Genomic DNA, 20234 nt, shown 5'->3' with positions numbered 1-20234 from the left:
TATCGACACATCCTGTTAAGTCGCTGTTTTCTTCCGAGGGTTGTGCATGACCATCCATAAATTGATGGTTAAAGATATTCGTAATCTCGAATCTTTAACCATACAGCCCTCTCCTTCCATCAACATTCTTTATGGCCTGAACGGTAGTGGCAAGACCAGCGTACTTGAGGCTATCCATCTACTGGGGCTAGCTCGTTCTTTTCGCAGTAACAGGGTAAAGCCAGTTATTCGCAGGGATCAGCCAAAATGTACTGTTTTTGGTCAGATTCGCCATTCAGGCAGTGCGATGTTGAATGTGGGCGTATCCAGAGCCTTGCAGGATGAGAACTTCCAGATACGAGTGTCTGGTGAGAACTTAAGGTCGACTTCTGAGCTGGCACGACACCTGCCCTTGCAGTTAATCAATCCCGATACTTTTCGGTTACTGGAAGGCTCTCCGAAAGACCGAAGACAGTTTTTAGATTGGGGAGTGTTTCACGTGAAACAGCGTGATTTTATTCCTCTCTGGAAACGCTTGCAGAAGGCGCTCAAACAGCGGAATAGTTTGCTTCGTCATGGTAGACTATCCAGTTCTATTAATCGTTCTGTTCCCGATAAGATTCGCTCTGAACTTCCTGTCTGGGATGCTGAACTGGTGAAAGCTTCAGAAGCTGTTCATCTGTTAAGGCAAGAGTATTTTGAGCAGTTGGCGCCAGTCTTTCATGAAGTGCTCGGACAATTAACAGATCTTGAAGGTATTAAGCTCAGTTATTACCGGGGGTGGGACAGGTTACGCTCTTTTGCTGAAGTACTTGCAGAAGGAATGGAGAGAGATATTCAGTCCGGTTTCTCGCATTCAGGACCTCAGCGAGCCGATATTCGGGTAAAAATAGATGGCATAAATGCCATTGATATTCTTTCGCGTGGACAGTTAAAGCTGGTTGTCTGCGCGTTAAAGTTGGCACAAGGCTTGTTGTTCTATCAAAAGACCGGCAAGCAATGCGTTTTTCTGGTGGACGACCTACCATCGGAGCTGGACGCTCCTCACCGGAAAGCTCTGTGTTCAATACTACAAAATATGAAAAGCCAGGTGTTTATCACCTGTGTCGAGCAATCTGCACTGTCTGATTGCTGGCTGCCTGAAGTCAATGTCAAAGTGTTTCACGTGAAACAAGGGCGACTGGAGGCTAATGAGCAAATCTATCCTGGGCGTGAGATTCGCCAGGCTGAATCGTTGGAGATAGAGCATGAGTGAACAAAACTACGATGCGTCCAATATTAAGGTGCTGAAAGGCCTGGATGCCGTTCGTAAGCGCCCGGGTATGTATATTGGTGACACGGATGATGGTACAGGTCTGCACCACATGGTGTTTGAGGTAGTTGATAACTCAATTGACGAGGCCCTTGCGGGCTACTGTGACCAGATCACTGTTATCATTCATCCGGACGAATCCATTACCGTGAAGGATAATGGCCGTGGTATTCCGGTAGATATCCATGAAGAAGAAGGTGTCTCTGCTGCCGAAGTTATCATGACAGTCCTGCATGCCGGTGGTAAGTTTGATGACAACACTTACAAGGTGTCCGGTGGTCTGCATGGCGTAGGGGTATCGGTTGTTAATGCTCTGTCAAAAGAACTGAAAATGACCATTCGCCGTGGTGGACAGGTTCATCATCAGGTGTATATGCATGGTGTTCCTCAGGAGCCTATGAAAGTCATCGGTGAAACTGAAAACAGCGGTACAGAGATTCATTTCATCCCATCCGAAGAAACCTTCAACAATATTCAGTTCAGCTACGATATTCTGGCTAAGCGACTGCGTGAGTTGTCGTTCCTGAACTCCGGTGTTTACATCAAACTGGTGGATGAGCGCACCGGTAAGGAAGATGACTTCCGCTATGAAGGTGGTCTGAGCGCATTTGTTGAGTATCTGAATACCAACAAGACGAACATAAATAAGGTGTTCCATTTCAACATAAATCGTGAAGACGGTGTTGGTGTTGAAGTGGCTTTGCAATGGAATGATGGCTTTCAAGAAAGCATCTATAGCTTCACCAACAACATTCCACAGCGTGATGGCGGTACTCATCTGGCGGGTTTCCGTGCAGCCCTGACCCGAAGCCTGAATGGCTATATTGAGCGGGAAGGTTTTGCCAAGAAGCAGAAAGTTTCCACTTCTGGTGATGATGCCCGCGAAGGTCTGACGGCTATTATTTCTGTGAAGGTACCGGACCCCAAGTTCTCTTCCCAGACCAAAGACAAGCTGGTGTCATCTGAAGTAAAAACAGCCGTAGAACAGGAAATGAGTAAATACTTTTCTGATTACCTGCTGGAAAATCCTCAGGAATCCAAAGCGGTTGTTAACAAAATGCTGGATGCTGCACGCGCCCGTGAAGCGGCCCGTAAAGCTCGTGAAATGACCCGGCGGAAAGGTGCTCTGGATATTGCCGGTCTGCCAGGAAAGCTGGCTGACTGTCAGGAAAAAGATCCGGCACTGTCAGAACTGTATATTGTGGAGGGTGACTCTGCGGGTGGTTCTGCCAAGCAGGGGCGTAACCGTAAGACCCAGGCTATTCTTCCGCTGAAAGGTAAAATTCTGAACGTAGAGAAGGCTCGCTTCGACAAGATGCTGTCTTCTGCTGAAGTAGGTACTTTGATCACAGCTATGGGCTGTGGCATTGGGCGTTCCGAATTCAATATAGAAAAGCTGCGTTATCACAACATCATTATCATGACGGATGCGGATGTTGATGGTTCTCACATTCGTACACTGCTGCTGACTTTCTTCTTCCGTCAAATGCCTGAGCTGATTGAAAACGGCTATGTCTACATCGCTCAACCACCTCTGTACAAGATCAAGCGTGGAAAGCAAGAACAGTACCTGAAAGACGAAACTGCACTCAGTGAATACCTGACGCAGGCAGCGCTGGAAAATGCCAGCATGCATGTGAATGAAAATGCTCCGGGTATAGCCGATGAACCTCTGGAAAATCTGGTGAAAGAGTACCGTCAGGTGATAGCAGGGATCGAGCGACTGTCCCGTCTGTACCCTATGGATATCATGAAGGAATTGATTTACATGCCTGAGGTGGAAGAAACCAGCCTTGGTAATGAAGCCTTTATGAAAAACTGGACAGACAAACTGAATGAACGTGTTCAGAAGATTGATCTGGCTGGTCGCACTATTACTTTCGAATGCATTGAAGATCGTGAGCATCACGCCTGGCTGCCCAAAGTGACTATTCTGGCGCACGGTATTCCGTCTGAATACACCTGGAGAAATGATTTCTTCTCCTCCGGCGATTATCGAGCAATCGTCAAGCTGGGTGAGCAGTTGCAGGGGCTGCTGGAAGAAAATGCTTTCTTCCAGAAAGGTGAACGTAAAAAGGAAACAACCTCGTTTGAAGATGGCCTTGAATGGTTGATGGTTGAATCGACCAAACGGGTTGGTATCCAGCGTTATAAAGGTTTGGGTGAGATGAATCCGGATCAGCTCTGGGAAACCACCATGGACCCGGATGTGCGCCGGATGCTGCGAGTGACCATTGAAGATGCGATTGCTGCCGACCAGATCTTTAACACCTTGATGGGCGATCAGGTTGAGCCTCGTCGTGACTTTATTGAAACCAACGCTCTGCGTGTGGCAAACCTTGACGTGTGATGATAGGAAGTCGCTATGTACCAGTCACTTATTCGACAAGAACTTGAAGAAGCACAACAGGTGCTGGATCGTTTCCTGAACGACGAAAGCTGTATCAATGCCATTAATGATGCAGCCAGACTGATTGCTGACTCATTTAAAAATCGAGGTAAGGTTATTTCCTGCGGCAATGGCGGCTCTCATTGTGATGCCATGCATTTTGCGGAAGAGTTGACCGGTCGTTATCGAGATAATCGTCCAGCCTACCCGGCTATTGCTATTTCAGATGTCAGTCACCTGTCCTGCGTATCCAATGACTATGGCTATGACCATGTCTTTTCCCGCTACATTGAAGGGGTCGGGTTTGAAGGCGATGTCCTTCTGGGAATCAGCACCAGCGGAAACTCCGGAAATATCATCACAGCCATTGAAGCAGCCAGAAAAAAAGGCATGAAGGTTGTTTTATTAAGCGGTAAGGACGGAGGCAAGATGACTGGAATGGCAGATGTAGAAATACGGGTGCCACATTTTGGCTATGCTGATCGAATTCAGGAAGTTCATATCAAAGCGATTCACATCATGATTCAGCTGATTGAAAAGCTGATGGCGGAATAGTATTTGGCTGTTGGCTGTTGGCTGTATGGACAGCTAAAAGCTAAAAGCCAATAGCCGAAAATAGATAAACAAAAAAATGCCCTCATCCCGATGGAATGAGGGCATTTTTTATTTGGGTGATTGTTAAATGTTCAGCGGTGGTTCATTTCTTCAAGCGCCTTTTCAATCCACTGCCTGGACTCCTCATTCAACTGAGCAGGCGTTTTATCTTCAATACTGATTTCCTTACCAATATGCACCGTGATAGTACCAGGACGCTTTATCCATGACGTGTTGGGCCAGCAACTACCGGCGTTGTGTGCGACAGGCAAGATATTCCTTTCCGCTTTACGAGCCAGATTAATGCCTCCCCGGGAAAACTTACCCAGCTCGCCATTAGGGATTCGTGTCCCTTCGGGGAAAATCAAGACCCAGACATTGTTTTCCAAAGCCTGCTTGCCTTGCTCTACGATTTGTTGCAGAGAACGCCTGGGGTCATCACGATCAATAGCAATGGGTTTGATCAGTCGAAAAGCCCAGCCAAAAAAAGGAATGTTCAGCAGTGATTTTTTTATCACCTGGGTTTGAGGTGTAAACAGCGTCTGCAGGAAGAAGGTTTCCCAGGAACTCTGATGGTTACTGACGATGACACAGGGAGTGTCCGGAATATTCTCCTTTCCCTTAATTTCCCACTTTACTCCTGCAATCCAGCGAGTTAGGCCGATAGTGACATGACCCCAGATTTTTACCAGGATGTGTCTTTTTCTGAAAGGAGTCAGTGGCAACCCTATCAACATGAATGACGACCAGCAGACTGTCCATACAGTCAAAGCCAGGTAAAGCAGAATTGTTCTAAAACTATATACGACAACGGACATTTAAAACCTTTTTCTATGTTGTCACGATTTGTGGCTCTTAGCTCTTAGCTCTTGGCTTAAGAAGGCGGCTGGCGGTCAGAAATGCCCGAGCAAATGATCTACAAAGTCAGCCAGTGATTCAAACACCGGAACACCTTCCAGCCCCTCGCCCTTTGCCAGAGTTCTTTCACCTTTTCCTGTTCTTACCAGTGCTGGCTGGCAGTGTTTACGCCTCGCGCATTGCAGGTCTTTTAATGAGTCACCAACAAACCAGGCACCACTGGCGGACATATTAAGGTATTGTTCAATCTGGTCAACCAGACCGGTTTCCGGCTTTCTGCACTGGCAACCTTCGTCAGGTCCATGGGGACAGTAAGTGATGCAGTCTATATGCCCACCCTGCTCCTGAACCAGCTGGTTCATTCTGGTGTGCATGGCTTCCAGTTCAGAGAGTGGATAATACCCCCTGGCAATACCTGACTGGTTGGTTGCAACAGCAAGGGTATAACCTGCTTTACTTAACCTGGCAATGGCTTCAATACTGCCGGGAACTGGAATCCATTCATCCACAGAGCGAATGTAGTTATCGGAGTCTTCGTTAACCACTCCGTCACGATCAAGAATAATCAGTGTGTTCATAGACCGACATAATACCTAAAAAAAGAGCGGCTTTTGCCGCTCTTTTATTGCTGTTTATCAGGATTTCTGTAACAACGAAATATCAGCAACGTGCAGGAACAGGCTGCGAAGTTGCTTCAGCAAAGCGTAACGATTCAGACGAATGGCTTCGTCTTCTGCATTCACCAGTACCTTGTCGAAGAAGTTATCAACAATGTCCTTTAATGGTGCGAGATTCTCCATTGCCTGACTGTACTGACGCTGTTCAAGGGCAGGCTGAACTTCTACTTTCTTGTCAGCCAGAGCTTTCGCCAGAACCTGTTCAGCTTCTTCGCTCATCAGGCCAGCATCGACAGAATCAGGAATCAGCAGATCACCGGCTTTGGCCATGATGTTGGAAACCCGCTTGTTGGCCGCTGACAGTGCATCGGCTTCAGCCAGCTGGCTGAAAGCATGAACGGCTTTAATTCGCTGGTTAAAATCGAACGGCTGGGAAGGCTTCAGAGCCATGACTGACAGGAACACCTCGGCAGGAATATTCTCATCCTGATACCAGGCGCGGAAACGCTCCAGCATAAATTCCAGAATCGTTTCTGTCAGACCTTCACTGGCAGGCAGTTCAACGCCCTGTGCCTTGTAACCTTCAATAGCGTGATTAATCAGGTCCCGCAGGTCCAGATCCAGCTTTTTCTCAACGATAATACGCAGAACACCCAGAGTCGCACGACGCAGCGCAAACGGGTCTTTGCTGCCAGAGGGTGGCTGATTGATACCGAAGATACCGGTCAGGGTGTCAATTTTGTCGGCAATGGCAACAGCGCTTCCCGTTAGATTGGACGGCAGTTCATCACCTGCAAAGCGTGGCATATACTGTTCGTTCAGAGCGACGCACACCTCTTCTGCCTCACCGTCAAAGGCACCGTAGTATTGCCCCATGATGCCTTGCAGTTCCGGGAACTCCAGAACCATTTCAGAGTTCAGGTCAGACTTGCACAGTTCACCGGCACGTTTAGCCAGCTCAGGCTGTCCACCTTCCTGTTCAGCGATAAAAGCGGCCAGACGGGCGATACGGTCCGTCTTGTCATAAACAGAACCTAACTGCTGCTGGAATACAACAGGCTTCAGATTCTCGCGGCGGGCTTCCAGTGTGGTCTTCTTGTCGGTATCGAAGAAGAACCTGGCGTCAGCCAGACGTGGGCGGATAACTTTTTCGTTACCTTCCACCACATGAGTCGGGTCAAGACTTTCAATATTGGACACAGTGATGAAGTAAGGCATCAGCTGACCTTCCGCATCTACCATATGAAAGTATTTCTGATGCGCTTTCATGGAAGAGATCAAGGCTTCTGCCGGTACTTCCAGAAACGCTTTATCGAACTGACCGGACAGAGGCACAGGCCATTCGTTCAAGGCCGTCACTTCGTCCAGCAGGTCTTCATCGATCACCGCAGTACCGCCAGCGGCAGCAGCTACTTCGTTCACTTTGGTTTTAATGGTTCTGCGGCGAGCTGCAAAGTCGGCAACGACCTTACCTTCTTCCAGCAGCAGCTTCTGGTAATCTGCCGCTGCGTTAATGGTCAGCGCTTTGTTGGCATGGAAGCGGTGGCCTCTGGTGGTATTGCCGCTTTTCAATCCAAGGATTTCGCAATCGACGACTTCAGAATCCATCAGCATCACCAGCCAGTGAACCGGACGAACAAATTCAGCCCGGCTGGCACCCCAGCGCATACGCTTGGGAATCGGCAGAGCCGCCAGTGATCTGGAGACGATTTCAGGTAGCAGTTCTTTGGTTTGCAGTCCCGGCTGAATAGCGCGGAAAACCAGCCAGGCACCTTTCGGGGTTTCCTGTTGCTCCAGCTGCTCAACGGTGACACCGTTAGAGCGGGCAAAACCTTCAGCGGCACGGGTTGGGTTACCCTCAGCATCAAAGGCTGCCTTAACCGCAGGACCACGACGTTCCAGTTTCTGGTCAGGCTGGGCAGTTTCCAGACCTTTTACCAGCAGTGCCAGTCGACGTGGTGCAGCGAAAGACTCAAAGCCATCAAAGGACAGTTGTGCGTCTTTCAGACCATCAATAATGCCGTCAGTGAAGGCAGCAGACAGCTTTTTCAAAGCTTTTGGTGGCAGTTCTTCTGTACCCAGCTCAACCAGGAAATCTTGTTTACTCATTACTTTTTCTCCTGAGCTTCCGGGGTGGAGGACTGCTGTTGCGCACTTATTTCATTAAGAGCGTCTTCACGAATCTCATCGCTGGCCATGGGGAAGCCCAGCTTATGGCGTGCGTCGAAGTAAGCTTTAGCCACAGCGCGGGCCAGTGTCCGTACACGCAGGATGTAGCGCTGACGCTCAGTAACCGAAATGGCATGACGGGCATCCAGCAGGTTGAAGGTGTGGGAAGCTTTCAGCACATACTCGTAAGCAGGCAGAGGCAGGTTTAGTTCAACCAGGCGGGCAGACTCACCTTCAAAGAAATTAAACTGATGGAACAGTTCCTGAGTGTCGGCATGCTCGAAGTTGAAAGTGGACATTTCCACTTCCTGCTGCAGGAACACGTCGCCGTAGGTGACAGTACCCTGCGGGCCTTCTGTCCATACCAGGTCGTAAACATTGTCCACGCCCTGAATATACATGGCCAGACGCTCCAGACCGTAAGTGATCTCACCGGTGACCGGGAAGCATTCAATGCCACCGACCTGCTGGAAGTAAGTGAACTGAGTCACTTCCATACCGTTCATCCAGACTTCCCAGCCCAGACCCCAGGCGCCCAGGGTGGGAGATTCCCAGTTGTCTTCTACAAAACGAATATCGTGTACCAGAGGATCAATGCCCAGCACGCGCAGGGAGTCCAGGTACAGGTCCTGAATATTCGCCGGGGAAGGCTTCATCACTACCTGAAACTGGTAGTAGTGCTGCAGACGGTTAGGGTTCTCACCATAGCGGCCATCGGTTGGACGGCGGCTTGGCTGCACATAGGCAGAGTTCCAGTTTTCAGGACCAATGGCACGCAGGAAGGTGGCAGGGTGAAAAGTGCCAGCTCCTACTTCCATATCCAGTGGTTGCATGATCACGCAACCCTGTTTGGCCCAGAATTGCTGCAGGGCAAGAATGAGGCCCTGGAATGTTTTGATGTCAGGCGTGCTTTGAGCAGTCACTTTATTACCTCATGGAGGCTCGAATTCGGTTTTATAGTCCCTGTATACCCTTACTGAAAAGGCGCGAGGGCAAGATTCCGATTAGCCGGAAACGGGATGAATTATCGTAAACAGAGGCGGATTATACCGTTTTACGGCGGATAGTATAAGGTTGTGGATAAGATGTTAATTAATGTGGATAAAGGCAGCCGAAGATGTTTATCAAGCCCTTTTGGCAGTGTCTCTTTCCCATTGGCCCTTTGTTTTTTGCATTTTTTTCAGTAGGTCCTGAAGGATGATATCTGGAAATCTGTAGAAACCATCAAATTTTCCTCTGCTTTCGTAATAACCATCTTTTTGGGTTGATATGTAATGGAAGGCCTCCTGTTTTGAGTTAAAGATTTTCAACCCTTTTTTGCGCGGATTAGTGAAGAAGTCTTTTTCGAAACGAAAATTGTGGGGGTCATAAACAACGTACTGGTAGCTTCTCTCATCAATGGCTTTCGTTCTGTAAATGGCATAGGCGTAGGCACCTTGCCCGACAATCACTGAGCCCGCTTTGTCAAAATCATGGTTTTCTATCTCATTTCGGGTAAGCGCTTTTGTATCGCAGCGAATATGCCGTCTACCGTTATACTCTTCGTAGAATTTGTTGTGATGGTTTGAACCTGATTCGGTTCCCAATAAAACATAATCATTGTAAGCCTCGGCAAAAGGCGGTTTTTTGTATCGTTCTGTTGTTCCCAGTAATATTTGAAGAATTGTTACCCCAAAACAGTAACGACCATCACTCAGTTTTTGTCTAATGTGCTGATGATCTTCTTCCTGGCGTTCATTGAGCTGATTTTCAATGGTTGCAACCAGCACCGGAAACGGAATTTTAATACCAGTCGCCATAAAAATAGCAACCTGAAGTGAATTGAAGCCGCAGCTCCATGCTTCTATATGTCCACCACTTCCGGCTTGCAAATGCTTATACGGCCTGCAATTATCAGCTGTCATGTTTTTCAGGAAGGCAAAGGCTCTTTCCGCGCCCTGTCTTGAGTACCCGGGAAAACCACCCCCCCCTTCATCCTCACCATCAAATGAGCCAGAGCGCACAAGTTTTAGCTGGTTTGTGCGTAAGTCTCTAACAACAAGAATTTCATCCCCTGGCAGGTAGTCCCGGTCTGATCGTGGCTGAATCTGAACTTTAAATTTTTTCAGTACCTGATGGTTGCTGTTTGAATACGCAATACGTTCAAAGGTTGTAGGCTCTGAAGGTTGAAAACCGATATGAGTGTTCTCCAACCAGTCAGCATCTGCAGTTCTGAAACCAAGGTAGGCCTGTTTCAGTAAACGGTATGATGATGAGGATGCGGTTTCCAGCAAATTCGACTCTCCTGGTGAGATAAAGCGAACTCTGTCAACATCAGACTGATCCAGTTTAAAACCACCCGAAACTCCTGAGCCTGTTGGTACTGGTGCGTCATGCCTTCGTCTTTCCCTCTCAAGCATAAACTCACCGGGTCGTCTGGCTGCTGCGGCTTCACCTGGATTAGAAGGTGGGGCTGGCCGGCTTACCATTGAGCCAAGAGGAATCATAAACTGCCTGTAATCAACAACAGGCATTGAAGCCCCTGTTTCGCTTAAAGCCTCTTTGCTGGTTCTTAACTGTTCTTCTGCGGTAGCAGTTTTATTGAATAGATCCTGTTTTTTAGCGCCTTTGTACTGGTTTTCAATCTGCTCCAGTTTTCTTATCAGTCTGGTTTTTATCTCATTGTATTTTTGTGGATTCGCCCTTAAACGTTCATCGGGCGGCACCACACTGATAAGTGTTCCTTTATCGTTATAAGAAATAGAAAAACCGAGGTTAGCCGGAATACCGGCAGGGTCGGCCCCCAGCCTTTTTAATGCAGGGATGTGATTGACCAGACTGGCCTGAGCCTGCAGGACACTGGTTTTACGTAACTGCTGTATATAGTTTGCTTTGGCAACAGCCCTGGCGTTAACGGTGGGAGAGGCGGCGACAGGTCTTATATTCCTCGCCCTCAGAGGTGTGTGTTTACCAGCTTCCCCCCCCGCAGTTGATAACCCTGAGGGTTCAGCTGTTTTTCTTACCCTTTCGTCAGTGTGTCTGCCGGGTGAAAGGTGATCAGTATCTGATGAATAAGGTGGACGGGTGAATGGCGGTTTGGAGGTAATGGGCATTTGATAAACCGCTTAGTTAATACGTATGATTTTTATCGGTTCGGAGCCTGATAAACTTAGGGAGCGGCAATTAAGTAAATACCATGTATTCCTTTTATCCTGAGCCTGTCGGAAGAAGGGGGAAGCGAGACAGATCATACAGATGACGGTATTCAGTCTGTCGAATATCCCGCCCGTTGTTCAGGAGGAACATGATCTGGACTCATCACTGAAAAGGATAAGTCCAGATTAGGATTTGTGATAAAGAGATAGCCTTCTGCATGGGGGGCGAGGCCTCAACTTTTCTGTCCCTTAATTAATGAAGGGTATTAATGAAATCTTCATTTAGTTCAATGCCCAGACCCGGAGCGTCCGGAAGAACAAAGTGTCCATCGACAACTTCAGGCTCCGGAGTTACCAGATGCTGGCGCAAAGGGCCGTCATACAGTTCCGGATGCAGAAACTCAAAGTAGGTCGCATCTTTGGCTGCTGCCTGGAAGTGGCAACCTGCCGCAGCGGAGATACCGGTCTTCCAGCCATGGGGCATAACCTGCACACCATATAGTTCCCCCATGTCCGCAATACGACGCAGTTCTGTTAAACCGCCGGCACGGTTCAGGTCGGGTTGCAGGATGGCAACTTTAGCTTCTTCAATCCACTGTTTGCACTCCCAGCGGGTGGTTGCCATTTCGGCACCGCAGATGCGGGTAGTCGTGTTTTCAGCAAGAATGCGGTGGGCTTGCATGTGGTCGTGTTGCAGAACTGCTTCTGCAAAATACAGATCCACATCTTGCAGTTTGTTCAGAGTGTTCGAAGCGGCATAAGGGTCACGCCACCGATAAAGGAAATCAACCATCATATCGACATCATCCCCGGCAAACTCACGGCATTTTTTGATGAACTTTATCAACTTACTATCGCTGACATCTTTAGCAAAGATAGCCAGTTTGAAAGCCTTAGCTCCCATATCCTGAGCTTTGCCCATCAGCTCTTCCCACTCAGACATCTGCTCGAACAGAGGCTTGTCACTGCTATAGGAAGGATAAAGAGTAAAGTATGGGGTCAGTTCATCCCGCTGCGCACCACCCAGTAATTTGTAAGCAGGCTTGTTTACCTGCTTGCCAGCCAGGTCGTATAAGGCCATATCAATGCCGGAAATGGCAAACAGCCCCAGACCACGCGCTCCCTGCCAGATAGTGCCGTTATACATGTAATCCCAGTTGGCTGTCAGCTCCAGCGGATCACGCCCTATCAGCATCTCAGTGAAATTCTGACTCCAGCAATGCGCTGTGTCCTGATTAATATAGGCTTGAATTGTCTCCGTTGGGCCGTCTGCTTCACCAATACCGGTAACACCGTTTTCATCGGTAATTTTTATAACAACAGTGCTCTGATCCCAGTTTGTGCTTTTTAAAGAAACGGGTAGCACTTCTAGTTTTGTGATTTTGCTCATGAGTTCTCAGAATAAAAGGAAGCCGTTTGCACCAGTTACCAGAGTTCAGCAGTTCAGCAACTGGTGCCCGCTTTTAAAATTCAGGGAGCGAATTATTTCGCCATCAATTCGGGGTGGTCTTGCTTAATCCACTTCTTCAGGCAAATCATCATCAGGATGTACAGAGCGATCATGGGCAAACCAACGATGATGCACATGGACTTGATGGTGTCGATGCTGCCTCCCATAAAGAATGCAGCCATGGAAACTGCACCAATACCAAGCGCCCAGATCATACGAACAGAAGCATCCGGGTCACTGTCTGCATCCAACTCTTTTGTGGTCATCATGGACATGGAAACAGCGGTTGATGTCATGGTGGTGGACATCAGGAAGAACTCTACAAACAGGAATACAACCAGAATGATGGAACCCATTGGCAAAGCATTAATAGTTTCAACAACCGCCATGGATACACCGAACTCATTCATCCATTCCAGAACAGGAAGGATGCCATTAATTTCGCTGTGTACGGAGTAGCTACCGAAGATTGCAATAAAGAATGCTGCACCTGCAGAACCACAGGTAATGGTGGTCAGTACCAGTTGTCTAATAGTGCGGCCTTTAGAGATCCGCGCCAGGAAAACCCCCATCATTACCAGGTAAGCGAAGTACCAGGCCCAGTAATACATGGTCCAGGCTTGTGGAAAACCAGATTTCTGTACAGGGTCAGACCAGAAGCTCATACGGATGAAGTTATTGAACATTACTCCGGCACTATCAAAGAAATAAGAGAAGATAAATGCGGTTGGGCCGGAGATAAGAACAAATAAGCCCAGAATAAACGCTGCATAGACACAAGCATTAGCGAGTTTTGCAACGCCTTTCTTCATACCGGCAAACATAACAAAGGCATAGAAGATAATGAAGGCGGCTATCAAACCAACTTGCAGAACAATGTCGTTCGGTATGCCGGTTAACTTATTGATGCCTGCACCAATAAGACCGACAGTTAACCCCATAGAGGTCGAGAATGCACCAAGGGTGCCGAAGATGGCGATAATATTAATGATGTAACCAACAGTACCATTGGCGTTCTTTTTGCCAATAACATCTTCCAGCACGTTACTTAAACGCAGGTTACGCTTTTTCTTCTTGTGCAGGTAATAAGCAAAAGGTACAGCAGGCAGGCAGAAAATTGCCCAACCAATAGGTCCCCAGTGAAACAAAGTAAAAGTAATAAGCCATTGGGAAGCTTCAACTGACCCTACTTCCGAAAACATGGGTGGGCTTTGCATGTAATACATGGGTTCGCCAACAGCCCAGAAAATCAACGCCGCACCAACACCGGCAGTGAAAATCATATAAGCATAAGAAGAATCTGAAAATTCAGGTGTATCAGACTCCGCCCCCAGTTTTATAGAGCCAAAACGACTGAATGCCAGCCACAGAAGAACAGCCAGACAGGCAAAACCAGCCAGCTGGATAAACCAGCCGAACTCATTGGTAATCCACTTCATGCCTGTATTGGCGAAGGTGTTTGTTCCTTCCGGAAACAGCACCGCAGAAAGCAGTATCAGAAAGGTAAAGCCAATAGCTGGCCAAAAAAGGCGGTGATCAAGATTGTCGAACTTAGACAGGAAGCCTGAAGAGCTGGCTTCCATCGTATCAGTCATGCTGTGACTCATGAATGGCTCCGGTATGGTGAGATATACCCTTGCCTGCTGCAAAGAGTCTGGCGGCAGGCAAGGAGACTGGTCTTAGAAATTATTAAATGCAGCTACCGGCGGTAACCATGCAGGTACGTACTTCCTCTCCGCTTATCTCCCGCAGGCTGAGATTGTTTTTCAGTGAGAGAGTAACAGCCTGTCCGGCAGCGTGACCGTATTCAAAGGTCTGGGCTGTTACCCGGGCAGAAGCCAGGGCTTCATGTTCTGCGGACAGGCAACGTCCTGCTACGATGATGTTTTCACCGGCCTTTGGCAGCAGAGTGTTGTAAGGAACGTCATACCAGTCTTCCAGTAACCAGTGCAGTTTTGGCTTGGTACCGGAATGCAGTTCGATTGGCCACGGGCTGCGGCAAATACTGTCCGGACGTTTACGGCAGCTGACCACATCCTCGTTGCTCAGTTTGTCAACGCCTTCGATAGAACGGGTCTGACGGATACCGACTTCTACCCCGGTATCGACCACATAGCTTTCTTCGCAGCCGGGAACAAAACTCTTCAGGAAGCGGGCGTATTCACGAACCTGTTTACGTCCGAAGATTTCAGATTCAGAGAAATCAACCGGATCAATCACATTCAGCACCCGACCATCCTGACCGGCCAGGCGGGTCGCATTGACCATCAGTTCGTTTGGACGGGAGGTTGGAAAAATCCAGATTTTATGGCGGGGTAGTTCATACTCACCGGAAGCATTAAGCTCCAGAATTTTTTCTGTCACTTTGGTTGGGCAGATAGTGTCTTCGCCGTAAAACTCCAGATAAGTGTCCATATCCACACCGCCGATGCGGAAGAACATGGTCGGGTTCTGAATAACACCGTTATCGCCAAAGAAGTATTCACCACCGGCTCTGGCTACCACCGCAGCATCACCACTGGCATCAATAATGCGTTTAGCTTTAATCAGGCTCTGTCCGGCATTGGATTCTACGACCACGCCAGTATAAGTATCGCCTTCCATCACGACACCGGAGACGGCGGTGTGATACAGCACTTCGACACCGGCTTCCATCAGAAAGTCGTCAGCTACTTCACGCCATACCAGTGGGTCATGGGTAGCAGTGAAGGTTTTGCCGTAACGCTGTGGCTCAGTCAGACCGCCACGCTGGAGGAGTGCCTGACGAAACTCTTCGGTAAAGCCAAATACCACCTGTTCCGGAGCTTTGTCTTTATCATCGCTGGCCAGATACATACCGCAGATAGTACCAGACATTCCCGCCACTGCTGAGCCGCCACAAAAACCGTATTTTTCTATCAACAAAGTACTCAGGCCATTTCTGCCACAGGTGGTCGCTGCCGCAACACCAGCAGAGCCGCCGCCCACCACAAGAACGTCCACTTCGCGCAGTACGGTAAGTTCTTCGTTGCCATCTTTTATTGTATTGATCAGTTTCCAGTCGTTCATTGCGATGAGATAACCTGCTTCACCTGTGATATATCAGTTGCACATTAATAATATCCAGATGAAATATGCGAATACTGATTCAGATCAAAAAACGCTAAGAATACGACCTTGCGGTTATTGCCTAATCAGACAATTTACGGATCTGTGTATCATGCCCAATTACACAGCAATACGAGCAGATCCCCGTACAGATAAGGACAATGGCAGAGAAAGAACTTTCACAAACAGACAGCGCCTATGCCCGGCTGGAATTCATGGTTATTTTTCAACAACTGGAACCCGGTGCCATGTATTCCGAAAAGCAGCTGGGAGAAATGCTCAATATGGGACGCACTCCCATAAGGGAGGCTTTACAAAAGCTGGCCTGGGAGCAGATGGTTAATATCTATCCCAGACGCGGCATTCAGATACCGGTGGTAACGATGGAAACCCAGTTGAAACTACTGGAGGTTCGTCGTCCGATAGAGGTGCTCTGTGCAGAACTGGCTGCAGAAAAAGCGACGCCGACACAAAAAGCACAAATGGAAAAACTGGCAGAAGGGATCATGGTATGCGCCCGCAATCACGATGATGAGTCTTTTTTCTATCATCTGAGACAAGTTCACTACGAACTTGTGGCCGCTTCCAGAAACGAATATATTCGTCAAGCTATGCGCCCACTGCAAGGGCTTTCCCGCAGGTTCTGGTTTAAGCATAAGGAAGACAATACCGAACATCCGGCTACGCTTCATGCTGAAGTTATGAAAGCCGTTAGTAGTGGCGACAAAATCAAAGCCGCACAGGCGGCGAACAAAGTGATTGATTATCTTTATGAGTTCACACTGAAACAGCTTACATATTAATCCCCCTATCAGGCTCTGCTGACATGCTACAGAATTCAGAAACACCTGATTCCGGCTGTTTATACAGAGCTGTTTTCTGTCTTTTATTTGAGGTGACACTCCCCGCCTTGTCGAAAGTTTACGGAGATTTTGCTAAGTACCCGTACTACAACCGGCTATACTTTTCCGAAACTAATCCAAAGGATTACAATCTAATGCATACCGTTGTTGAACTGCCCCACTACCAGAAGCGGGCAGAACTCCTGCTTAGTATTTCCGAGCGGGAAGACATCATCCGGTGTCTGGCAGGTCACCCCAAATCCGGCGACCTGATTCGGGAAACCGGTGGGGTACGCAAACTGCGCTAGAAGCGGGGTGGCTCCGGCAAAAGTGGCGGTGTGCGGGTGATCTACTTCTATCACAGCGAAGGCATCCCCCTGTTCCTGCTGACGGTGTACGGCAAAAACGAACAGGGCAACCTCACCAAAGCCCAAAGGCATGAGATGAGGAAAGTCACCGAAGTACTGGTCAGGCAAGCTCAGATCCGGAAAACACGTACCAGATAAAGGGAGAAACACCATGGCTCACACACCAGATTCAAATCACAGCGTCTTCGACGACATCATGCAGGGGCTTGACGAAGCTGTTGAGTTCACCAAAGGCAAACAAAGCGGTGCCATTGTCCACGACGTATCCCCGCTGGATGTCAAAGATATTCGCCAGCAGCTCGACATGACTCAGGAAGAGTTTGCTCGGGCGGTAGGCGTAAAACTCCCCACCCTTCGCCATTGGGAGCGGGGCGACCGCAAACCGAACGGCCCTGCTCGTGTATTGCTGAACCTGCTGGCCAGAGAGCCAAAGCAAATTGTTGCCATGCTGGGGCTGGCGCATCCCTGAATTAGAACCTGTTGCCTTTTAGGTTTAATAACGCCAGAAGACCGGGGTAAAAAGTACCAGTAGAGTAAATATTTCCAGCCTTCCCAGCAGCATGGCAAAGGTCAGAATCCATTTAGCCACATCGGGCAGACTTTCATAGTTGCCAGCTGCTTCGCCAAGCGCCGGACCCAGGTTGTTCATGCAGGAAGCTACTGTAGAAAAGGCGGTTACAATATCCAGCCCCGTTGCCATCAACAGCAGAAACATGACAACCAGCAGAAATACATAAGTCGCAAAAAATCCCCAGACTGCCTCACCTGTCCGGCTGTGTACCGGCTGTCCACCCAGTTTGATCGTAATAATTGCGTTAGGATGAACCAGGCGATGTAACTCCCGAATGCCCTGTTTGAAGATGAGCATGATGCGCACCACTTTCATGCCGCCCGCTGTTGAACCGGAACATCCCCCAACAAAACTGTTAATAAACAGCAACAGTGGCAGAAAGGTAGGCCAGATTGAGAAACCGGCGCTTGAATAACCGGTTGTTGTGGCAATTGACACCACTTCAAAGACACCGTACTCAACCGCTTTCCAGAGACTATAAGTATCCGACAGATACAGGGTCAGCACCGTAATCAGGGCAACGGTTAAGAGGATCAGTACATACCCTTTGGTTTCCGAGTCCCCTGGATAATGGGAGAGGGTTTTGTTGCGCCAGGCAAAGAAATGCAGGGCAAAATTAATACCCGCAACAAACATGAAGACAGTGGTCATTCCATTAATCAGGGGTGACTGGAAATAACCAATACTGGCATCGTGGGTTGAGAAGCCACCGATGGCAACGGTTGAGAAACTGTGGCTGATGGCATCGAACCAGTCCATGCCTGCCAGCTTATAGCCAATGGCGCAGGTGACGGTTAAGGCGACATAAAGCTTCCAGAGTGCTTTGGCGGTTTCCTTGATACGAGGTGTCAGCTTGGTGTCTTTTACTGGCCCGGGGGTTTCCGTGCGATACAGCTGCATGCCGCCAATGCCCAGCATTGGCATGATGGCGACGGCAAGAACGATGATTCCCATCCCGCCAAACCACTGGAGCTGCTGGCGATAAAACAGGATCGAACGTGGCATATCGTCGAGCCCGGTGAGAATGGTCGCTCCGGTGGTGGTCAGCCCTGACATGGATTCAAAGATCGCATCAGTCACTGACAACGAAGGCACTTTCATCATCAGAAAAGGCAAAGAGCCAACCAGTCCAAGAACCAGCCAGAACAGCACCGTAATGACAAAACCGTCCCGGATTCTCATATTGCCCTGTATCTTCCTGTAGGGAAGCCACATGGACAGCCCGCCAAGCAAAGTCAGGAAGAATGTGAAGGTAAAGATTGAAATCTCAGTCTCGCCATAGATTAAGGCGACTATCATGGGCGGGATATTCGACAGACTGAATACCATCAATAGGAAGCCCAGAACGGGCAGGACCACTGTGAATTGCATACAACCCCTGTTTTTGTTTTTCTTGCTGCCATGCAAAGGCCTGAGTGGAGTCAGTGCTCCTTTTTTATCAGGCCCGGGGCATTGAACGTTTCAATGCCCCGGTATTGTGCTAAAAGTCAGAAAAATCCCAGACCCACCTGAAAAAGTCGTTCCACTTCGTGGATGCGTTTTTTATTGGTCAGGAACAGAATAATATGATCGCCGGACTCAATGCGAGTCGTGTCATGTGCAATCAACACCTCATCGTTACGGACAATCGCGCCAATGGTGGTGCCAGGCGGCAGCTCTACTTCCTGAACGGTGCGCCCTACTACCTTTGAAGAACTTTCATCGCCATGGGCAATGGCTTCCATTGCCTCTGCGGCGCCACGACGCAGAGAGTGTACGTTGACCACATCACCTTTGCGAACATGTTTCAACAGGCTGCCAATTGTCGCCAGCTGAGGTGACAGCGCAATATCAATTTCACCCCCCTGTACCAGGTCAACGTAGGCAGGGTTGTTGATCAGTGCCATCACCTTGCGGGCACCGAGCCTTTTGGCAAGCATGGCCGCCATAACGTTGGCTTCGTCATCGTTGGTCAGAGCGCAGAATACATCCGTTTCTTCAATATTCTCTGCGATCAGTAACTCTTTATCGGAAGCATTGCCGTTAAAAACCATGGCCTTGGTCAGCGTTTCCGACAGGAACTGGCAGCGTGACATACTGCGCTCAATGATTTTAACCTTATAATCATTTTCCGCCGATTGCGCCAGCCGCAAACCGATATTGCCGCCCCCGGCAATAATAATACGTTTGTAATCGTCATCCAGACGCTGCATCTCGCTCATCACATCACGAATATGACGACGGTCGGCAATAAAAAAGACTTCATCGTCTGCTTCCAGAACCGTTGTCCCCTTGGGCATAATCGGCTGACCCCGGCGGAAAATGGCAGCCACACGACTCTCGACGTTTGGCATATGCTCTTTCAGATAGCGCAGCTCCTGACCAACCAGCGGACCGCCGTAGTATGCTTTCATAGCCACAAGCTGGGCGCGCCCTCCGGCAAAATCCAGAACCTGCAAAGCCCCGGGGCGTTCCAGTAAGCGTCTGATGTAGTTAGTCACCACTTGCTCCGGACTGATCAGGACGTCTACCGGCAGAGCATCGTCACCAAACAGGTTGTCTCTGCTCAGATACGCTGCCTGTCGGATTCGGGCAATTTTGGCAGGTGTATGAAACATGGTGTAGGCAATCTGGCATGAGATCATGTTGACTTCGTCACTGTTGGTGACGGCAACCAGCATATCCGCTTCATCAGCCCCGGCCTGCTTGAGCACTGAGGGGAAGGATGCCATTCCCTGTATGGTTCGAATATCAATTCTGTCCTGCAGCTCCCGGAGTCGTTCACCATTGGTATCGACCACCGTTATATCGTTTTCCTCGCTGGCAAGGTTTTCAGCGAGAGTACCACCGACCTGACCTGCCCCAAGAATGATAATCTTCATGCA

17 protein-coding genes are annotated in these 20234 nt (G+C 48.9%); 7 read left to right on the top strand and 10 right to left on the bottom strand.

The features are described from left to right. Positions 1-46: 46 nt before the first annotated feature. The 3 genes from recF to lpcA are packed head-to-tail and all read left to right on the top strand — an operon-like array spanning position 47 to position 4235. Positions 47-1234 carry a DNA replication/repair protein RecF gene (gene recF / locus NX722_RS22640; RefSeq protein ID WP_262565137.1) on the top strand — a complete coding sequence of 396 codons (1188 nt, stop codon included), beginning with the start codon at positions 47-49 and terminating at the stop codon, positions 1232-1234. After that, positions 1227-3641 (top strand): DNA topoisomerase (ATP-hydrolyzing) subunit B, encoded by a 2415-nt coding sequence (gyrB, locus tag NX722_RS22635; protein ID WP_262565136.1) that lies wholly within the window; start codon positions 1227-1229, stop codon positions 3639-3641. Before recF ends, gyrB begins: the two co-directional genes overlap by 8 nt. A 15-nt stretch (positions 3642-3656) precedes the next feature. After that, entirely contained in the window at positions 3657-4235 is a 579-nt protein-coding gene (gene lpcA / locus NX722_RS22630) for a D-sedoheptulose 7-phosphate isomerase (protein WP_262565135.1), read from the top strand. 131 nt (positions 4236-4366) lie between these two features. Here lpcA and NX722_RS22625 read toward each other — a convergent pair whose 3' ends face one another. From NX722_RS22625 to NX722_RS22590, 8 genes are all read right to left on the bottom strand, one after another. Further along, entirely contained in the window at positions 4367-5011 is a 645-nt protein-coding gene (locus NX722_RS22625) for a lysophospholipid acyltransferase family protein (RefSeq protein WP_262565134.1), read from the bottom strand. Positions 5012-5167: 156 nt separating this feature from the next. Next, positions 5168-5710, bottom strand: a complete 543-nt coding sequence (gene gmhB, locus NX722_RS22620) for a D-glycero-beta-D-manno-heptose 1,7-bisphosphate 7-phosphatase (RefSeq protein ID WP_262565133.1) — start codon at positions 5708-5710, stop codon at positions 5168-5170. A gap of 57 nt (positions 5711-5767) precedes the next feature. Then, positions 5768-7858 (bottom strand): glycine--tRNA ligase subunit beta, encoded by a 2091-nt coding sequence (glyS, locus tag NX722_RS22615; protein ID WP_262565132.1) that lies wholly within the window; start codon positions 7856-7858, stop codon positions 5768-5770. After that, entirely contained in the window at positions 7858-8841 is a 984-nt protein-coding gene (gene glyQ, locus NX722_RS22610) for a glycine--tRNA ligase subunit alpha (protein ID WP_262565131.1), read from the bottom strand. Before glyQ ends, glyS begins: the two co-directional genes overlap by 1 nt. A 201-nt stretch (positions 8842-9042) precedes the next feature. Continuing rightward, positions 9043-10191, bottom strand: coding sequence for a hypothetical protein (locus NX722_RS22605; protein ID WP_262565130.1), 1149 nt, complete (start codon positions 10189-10191; stop codon positions 9043-9045). Positions 10192-11305: 1114 nt separating this feature from the next. Next, complete coding sequence (locus NX722_RS22600) at positions 11306-12442, bottom strand: mandelate racemase/muconate lactonizing enzyme family protein (RefSeq protein ID WP_262565129.1); 1137 nt, start codon at positions 12440-12442, stop codon at positions 11306-11308. A 92-nt stretch (positions 12443-12534) separates the two neighbouring features. After that, entirely contained in the window at positions 12535-14109 is a 1575-nt protein-coding gene (locus NX722_RS22595) for a BCCT family transporter (RefSeq protein WP_262565128.1), read from the bottom strand. Between the two features lie 82 nt (positions 14110-14191). Continuing rightward, the gene (locus tag NX722_RS22590; protein ID WP_262565127.1) at positions 14192-15550 is read right to left on the bottom strand and encodes an FAD-dependent oxidoreductase; all 1359 of its coding nucleotides are present in this window, start codon (positions 15548-15550) and stop codon (positions 14192-14194) included. A gap of 200 nt (positions 15551-15750) precedes the next feature. Here NX722_RS22590 and NX722_RS22585 point away from each other — a divergent pair, with 200 nt between their 5' ends. The 4 genes from NX722_RS22585 to nadS all read left to right on the top strand — a co-directional run bounded on the left by NX722_RS22585 (position 15751) and on the right by nadS (position 17268). Beyond that, positions 15751-16392, top strand: a complete 642-nt coding sequence (locus NX722_RS22585) for a GntR family transcriptional regulator (protein ID WP_262565126.1) — start codon at positions 15751-15753, stop codon at positions 16390-16392. Between the two features lie 194 nt (positions 16393-16586). Further along, positions 16587-16739 carry a hypothetical protein gene (locus NX722_RS22580; RefSeq protein WP_262565125.1) on the top strand — a complete coding sequence of 51 codons (153 nt, stop codon included), beginning with the start codon at positions 16587-16589 and terminating at the stop codon, positions 16737-16739. Between the two features lie 36 nt (positions 16740-16775). Further along, a complete protein-coding gene (locus tag NX722_RS22575; RefSeq protein ID WP_262565124.1) occupies positions 16776-16937 on the top strand; it encodes a hypothetical protein in 162 nt (53 codons plus the stop codon). A 13-nt stretch (positions 16938-16950) separates the two neighbouring features. Next, positions 16951-17268, top strand: coding sequence for a NadS family protein (nadS, locus tag NX722_RS22570; RefSeq protein ID WP_262565123.1), 318 nt, complete (start codon positions 16951-16953; stop codon positions 17266-17268). Positions 17269-17292: 24 nt separating this feature from the next. Here the strand turns inward: nadS and NX722_RS22565 are convergent, their stop codons facing one another. Then, positions 17293-18741, bottom strand: a complete 1449-nt coding sequence (locus NX722_RS22565; protein ID WP_262565122.1) for a TrkH family potassium uptake protein — start codon at positions 18739-18741, stop codon at positions 17293-17295. Positions 18742-18857: 116 nt separating this feature from the next. Continuing rightward, positions 18858-20231, bottom strand: a complete 1374-nt coding sequence (gene trkA / locus NX722_RS22560) for a Trk system potassium transporter TrkA (RefSeq protein WP_262565121.1) — start codon at positions 20229-20231, stop codon at positions 18858-18860. Positions 20232-20234 lie beyond the last annotated feature (3 nt).

The sequence above is a fragment of the Endozoicomonas gorgoniicola genome, from assembly GCF_025562715.2.
In the GTDB taxonomy this organism is placed as follows: domain Bacteria; phylum Pseudomonadota; class Gammaproteobacteria; order Pseudomonadales; family Endozoicomonadaceae; genus Endozoicomonas_A; species Endozoicomonas_A gorgoniicola.
This window is presented reverse-complemented; position numbering and strand designations above follow the sequence as displayed.